Genomic DNA, 4,930 nt, shown 5'->3' on the forward strand with positions numbered 1-4,930 from the left:
ATATCAGAAGGTACTAATGGATGATGACGGATCATATCTATACTCTTTTCAATATTTTCACTAACATTTTTTTGTCCACTCAGCCATTGATTAAGGCTACCACTTGAAAATTCAGGCATGCAATTTTTAAAGAGATAGTCTAATTCTATATTATCTTTTATGAAATCACGTTGAGTTTGTAGATTAACTGAAGAAGTTTCTTTATCCTCTATTCCGACAACAAAAATTTCTTTAACATTTTCTTGATAAATAGCAATAATAATAGATCTCATTATATCTCCATAAGGATGTACAATTACAGAATCATAGCTGTGTATAGTCAACATGTTTTCTTGTTGAATGTTAGTTACTTGTTGGATACTAGGCTCTATTCCGTGTTCAATGTCTGTTAATAATAAAACTTTTTTATTCTTTGAATTCATATGGAGCACTCCTTCTTCATTATTGTATTTATGAAACTTTTAAGCTAGTAACAATAATAATTGTTACCAATTTTTCCAGCGTCCCTCTGGATCAACACTTGCAAGTCTAACCCATCCATTTTGGACTTTTTCTCGAAATGTGAAATCATTATTTAACAAACGTTCTATATATTCAATAGGTGCTTGAATGACAATTAGTAAACGAAGTGGTGAATGATACGTCTCACTATCTGACTGCATAACCGATTGCCAAGGTAAGCCTGGCAACAGGTCACTAGCATTCCCTTGCATAACACCGAGACCCGCCGTTACGGTTTGGGTTGTTTTATTTCCACTACCATAATAATGAGGAGCTACAGTTGATGCGTAATATTGTAGATTTATCCACTGTGCAACTGTTCCTGGTCCTGCAATAATGTTAGCTAATATATCGCCACTTTCATCCTGTTTCCAATCATAATTATGAAGGAAAGCCCTACCTTCTAAGTCACAATCTTGAGTTAATTCACGCTTTCCGATAATAAAAGATGCATTACGCGCTAATCCCCATTCTGGACGTATTTCACTCCAATCTTCTGCAAATCGATGCGCCTCTTTACTCGGATTTTTTATTTTCGTTTTAAAATTAGGTAATTGCGTTAAACGTTCTCTATTTGCATGTTGGCTCACATTTGGCATAATCGTCTCGATACAATCAAACGCTTCTTGCGCAATTTTCGAAAGTTCTGGGACGTAAATCCATTCCAATTCGTCCACTGTTGTTTTATGTTCAGCTGCTGCAAAAATGGTATCCTCAGGAATGTTAATGCCTTCAGCAGACAACGCCTCTCTTACTTCTGGAAGATTACATAAAGTAGCGAAAACTCTTGCATTGAATCCCCCTGCTGCGCCTCCACAAGCACCACACTCAAGTGCTGCCGCATAAGGATTGTTCGTACTTTGACTACTATGTCCACACATTACAACTAAAGGAGCAAATTTTTCTGTCAGTCCCACCATTTTTAAAGTTTGACGCACATAGTTCACTTTTTCTTCTTTCGTAAAACCGATAGGTATCTCACCTTTTGTGTCATGAACATAATTAAGCGAGAATGTTGTATCAGGTTTTTGTAACATAGTTTTACGAAGTTTACGAATGAAACCACCAACTCCTCTTGGGACAAAGCTTCTTGTCACCATCTGTAGACCAAGTAAAGGACCACTTAACTCAGGTAGCGCCATACTTGTCAGTACGTTCTGTTTCATCGTTTTAAATGTATAACGCACCGAACTGCCTACCCTCTTACGTTGCTCATAAGATTTAAATTCATTTTCATCTGTAAGCTCTTTTATTTGATGCTTCGGTTTCAGTATAACTGGCAAAGAAGGATGGCTGTCATTACTACCTAGTTCACTAGTCGCAATTGGTAACCCAAAGAAACCAGCTATTCCAAACGTTTCAAACGGACCTAGTTTTTCTAAGTGGCGACGAAACGGTTCTGAACGTACATCAATACAAAATGCTAATTGAGCTAATACATGCTTTTTATCATTAGTTACACGCTGTTTAGAAGCAATCTTCTCCCTTAATTGCTCTGCATGCGTTTGTTCCCAAGCTTCCAGCCAAAGTTTCCTGCGAATATTTTCATCAAAACGATATGCAAATGCTAACAATTCGCTTTGTTCAGCTGCAGACATTTGTGACCATTCCCGTGTTGAAATATTCCCCCAATAGATCCAAGAAGCTATAAGTGGGACGATCGAAACTTTTTTCTCAACCTTTTGATTTTTTAAAGGTAAATAAGGTTTTGCAATAGCCAGCTCCATAGAAATTCGAACTGCTAAATATTCTATTAAAAGCCCCTGTTCCTGAATTGATTGTTGTGAGCGCCATCGTATCATTCCTGCCCACCCAGGTAAAGAAAGTAAGTGCCCTTCAAAATAAGCTTGTATGTTAGATTCAGAAATTCCTAGTTCAAATAACGCTCTCGCTAAAGCTACTTCGGCATCTTGTGGCCAATCTTTTAAAACTTTACGCTCATTTTTACTGAGCGCTGGATCAAATGTAATAAGGTGTTGCCATGCACGATAAAAACCTTTCTCTCGATTTGGCATCGTCCAACTTGATCCGGAGTCATCAAGATATAATTTACACCATTTAATGATATGATAATTAAGAATATCAGATAGGTTTTCACTATTTTGATTCTCTATAAGCGAACTTATTGGCTGCATAACAGAGGCTTTCATACTCCCTGTATTTATATAACTCATTTCGTCTGCCAGTTTATTTAATTCTGGCGATGATAATAGACTAGAAGGTACTCTTTCTAATTTTAAAGCTGCTTGACAAAATCGCTCTGCTTTCTCTCGCGGAATATGAAAAGATTGTGAATCAAGCCAACGAGACAAACTCATTTGTAAAAATGATTCCTCAATCTCACCTTTCGCTTTTGCCGAATGAATCATGGAGGCACTAGGATACATATCCACATTACGAATTTCTTTTAACCAATTTGCAACTTGATCAAATGATTGCTTTTCAAGTCCCATCCAAGGATGGTGAGCTGCAAACGTAGAGATAGGCCAAAGTGGTGCAATAACTCTGCTAGCAGATGCAACTAAATCATTTATATTATTTTTTTGTATATCAATGTTTGTATCTTTCTTTAATATTGACGATATGCTCATCACGAATTACCTCCCTTTGATACATAATGTTTCAGATAGCTTGGGTGACTTTCTACTGATTTTCTTCTCGCCTCACCTACTCGAACTAACCAAAGATAAAGTACAGCGAATAAAGTAGAAGATTGATTACGAGTAACGAAAGTACTAATAGCACTACTAAATAGTAAAATACATATAACAAAGATAACGGCTGGAGCTGAAGGTTGAACACTTTGATAAATGTCAGTATGCAACCATTTATAAAGAGAATTATGAACGGTAAAGTAAATGAGAGAAAATCCAATCAAAACAATTACGCCAGCAATTCGTCCCATTCTTCCCTCTCCAAAAACAACAAGCTGTTTCCATGAAAAGTATAGTGACCAGCCTAAGATTAACGCACTAACTAGTTGATACCCCTCTCCAGAAGTCATAAACCAGAAAGTAATTGCTATAAATAAGCCTAAAACACGCCCGACTATAATCCATAAATTTGACATCTTTTCATTAGACTGATTCACTATCCCAAAACGTTGCACTGAAGAACCAGCTTGTAAAAACAGTGTAGCTTTAAACAAACCATGTAAAATTAAATGAATAATAGCCGCTAAATAAGCGCCTAATGCACATTGAATAAGCATAAATCCCATTTGTGCAATAGTTGAACCTACTAGCTGACGTTTATAATCAACTTGGACTAAACTAATTCCTGTTCCGATTAAGACAGAAATACTAGAGAAAATAAGTAAAATGATTTGTGCAATATCATCATGAAAAAGAGGTGAAAATCTAGTTAACATGATACCGCCAGCATTTACTAAACCCGCATGCATAATAGCTGAAACAGGAGTTGGAGCAACAGCAGACTCAATTAACCATCTTTGAAAAGGCCATTGTGCTGCTGGAATCATCACCGCTAATATAATTAATAAGTTAATTCCTGTTCTCTCCAATGTTCCATGTAGCGCTACATTTTCATTCGTTAAAACTGATGTTAATTGCCACTGTCCTGTTATTTGAAAAAGCCAAATGATAGCTGATAACAACGCAATCCAACTTATTGTAAATAAATAGCCAGAGATTTTAGTTGCTTCACTAACTACTTTCCACCCTTTATTTAGCCCTATGAGTAGAACCAATCCTATAAGCGTTGCTCCCCAACAAATGATCATGAAACGAAGATCATCACTTAACCATGCAACCGAAGATACACCTGTAGTAAATGTAAAAAGTAAAAAATATTTTCGATATGAGCGGTCTCCCATTAAGTAACGTACAGAAAAACGCTGAATGATTAAACCAATTGTAAGAACAAAGAAAGCCATTAACCAAGCTAAAGTATCTAGATGCCAAGGCCCCACAACTCTATCTCCATTGTTATTAACAAGTGCGAGTAAAGAAATCAATGAAGGCAAAGCAGCGATACCAATATGGATATGAACAAAACGTAAAGGCATCCTTGCATTTAAAAACAATAATCCACTTAGCCAAGAAGCACTAAGCGCCATAAAAAATAATGTTAACAGTGTTGATGAACTCAGCGAAATTAACATGTTAAATACTCCCTTCTAAGCGAAAATAACCTATAAAATTCCTTTTAATTAAGATGTTTTTTTAAATTTCAATTTTCATTCACTCTTTTTAGTGCATCGTTTTTTCCCATAAAAAAAACCGACAACTTCCATAATTCAATGATTTTATATCATCATTGAATTATGGAGATTGTCGGTTTCCCTTCAACTAACTTCAATAAAGTTTTTTGAAGAGCTCCCATTTTATAGAGAATAATAATGTATGTATTACTCCTGTTAAAAAGAAATGTATATTTCTGATCTCCTAGATTATGCAATCAATATATC

3 protein-coding genes are annotated in these 4,930 nt (G+C 35.8%); all 3 read right to left on the minus strand.

What is annotated here, in order from left to right; translation table 11 throughout:
• The coding region (locus ABWK52_RS23020; RefSeq protein WP_353772159.1) for a carbonic anhydrase at positions 1 to 422 on the minus strand (422 nt) is incomplete at its 3' end.
• A 63-nt stretch (positions 423 to 485) separates the two neighbouring features.
• Complete coding sequence (locus ABWK52_RS23025; RefSeq protein ID WP_098542023.1) at positions 486 to 3,092, minus strand: DUF2309 domain-containing protein; 2,607 nt, start codon at positions 3,090 to 3,092, stop codon at positions 486 to 488.
• The gene (locus tag ABWK52_RS23030; protein ID WP_098542025.1) at positions 3,092 to 4,624 is read right to left on the minus strand and encodes an NADH dehydrogenase subunit 5; all 1,533 of its coding nucleotides are present in this window, start codon (positions 4,622 to 4,624) and stop codon (positions 3,092 to 3,094) included. The genes ABWK52_RS23025 and ABWK52_RS23030 overlap by 1 nt, the downstream gene beginning before the upstream one ends.
• Between the last annotated feature and the right edge of the window lie 306 nt (positions 4,625 to 4,930).

This window comes from Bacillus sp. AP50, from assembly GCF_040492675.1.
In the GTDB taxonomy this organism is placed as follows: Bacteria; Bacillota; Bacilli; order Bacillales; family Bacillaceae_G; genus Bacillus_A; species Bacillus_A cereus.

Bases quoted from the DNA above. Each gene is read 5' to 3' on its own strand.
- ABWK52_RS23025 (WP_098542023.1), bottom strand. From the start codon at position 3,092: ATGAGCATATCGTCAATATTAAAGAAAGATACAAACATTGATATACAA.
- ABWK52_RS23030 (WP_098542025.1), bottom strand. From the start codon at position 4,624: ATGTTAATTTCGCTGAGTTCATCAACACTGTTAACATTATTTTTTATG.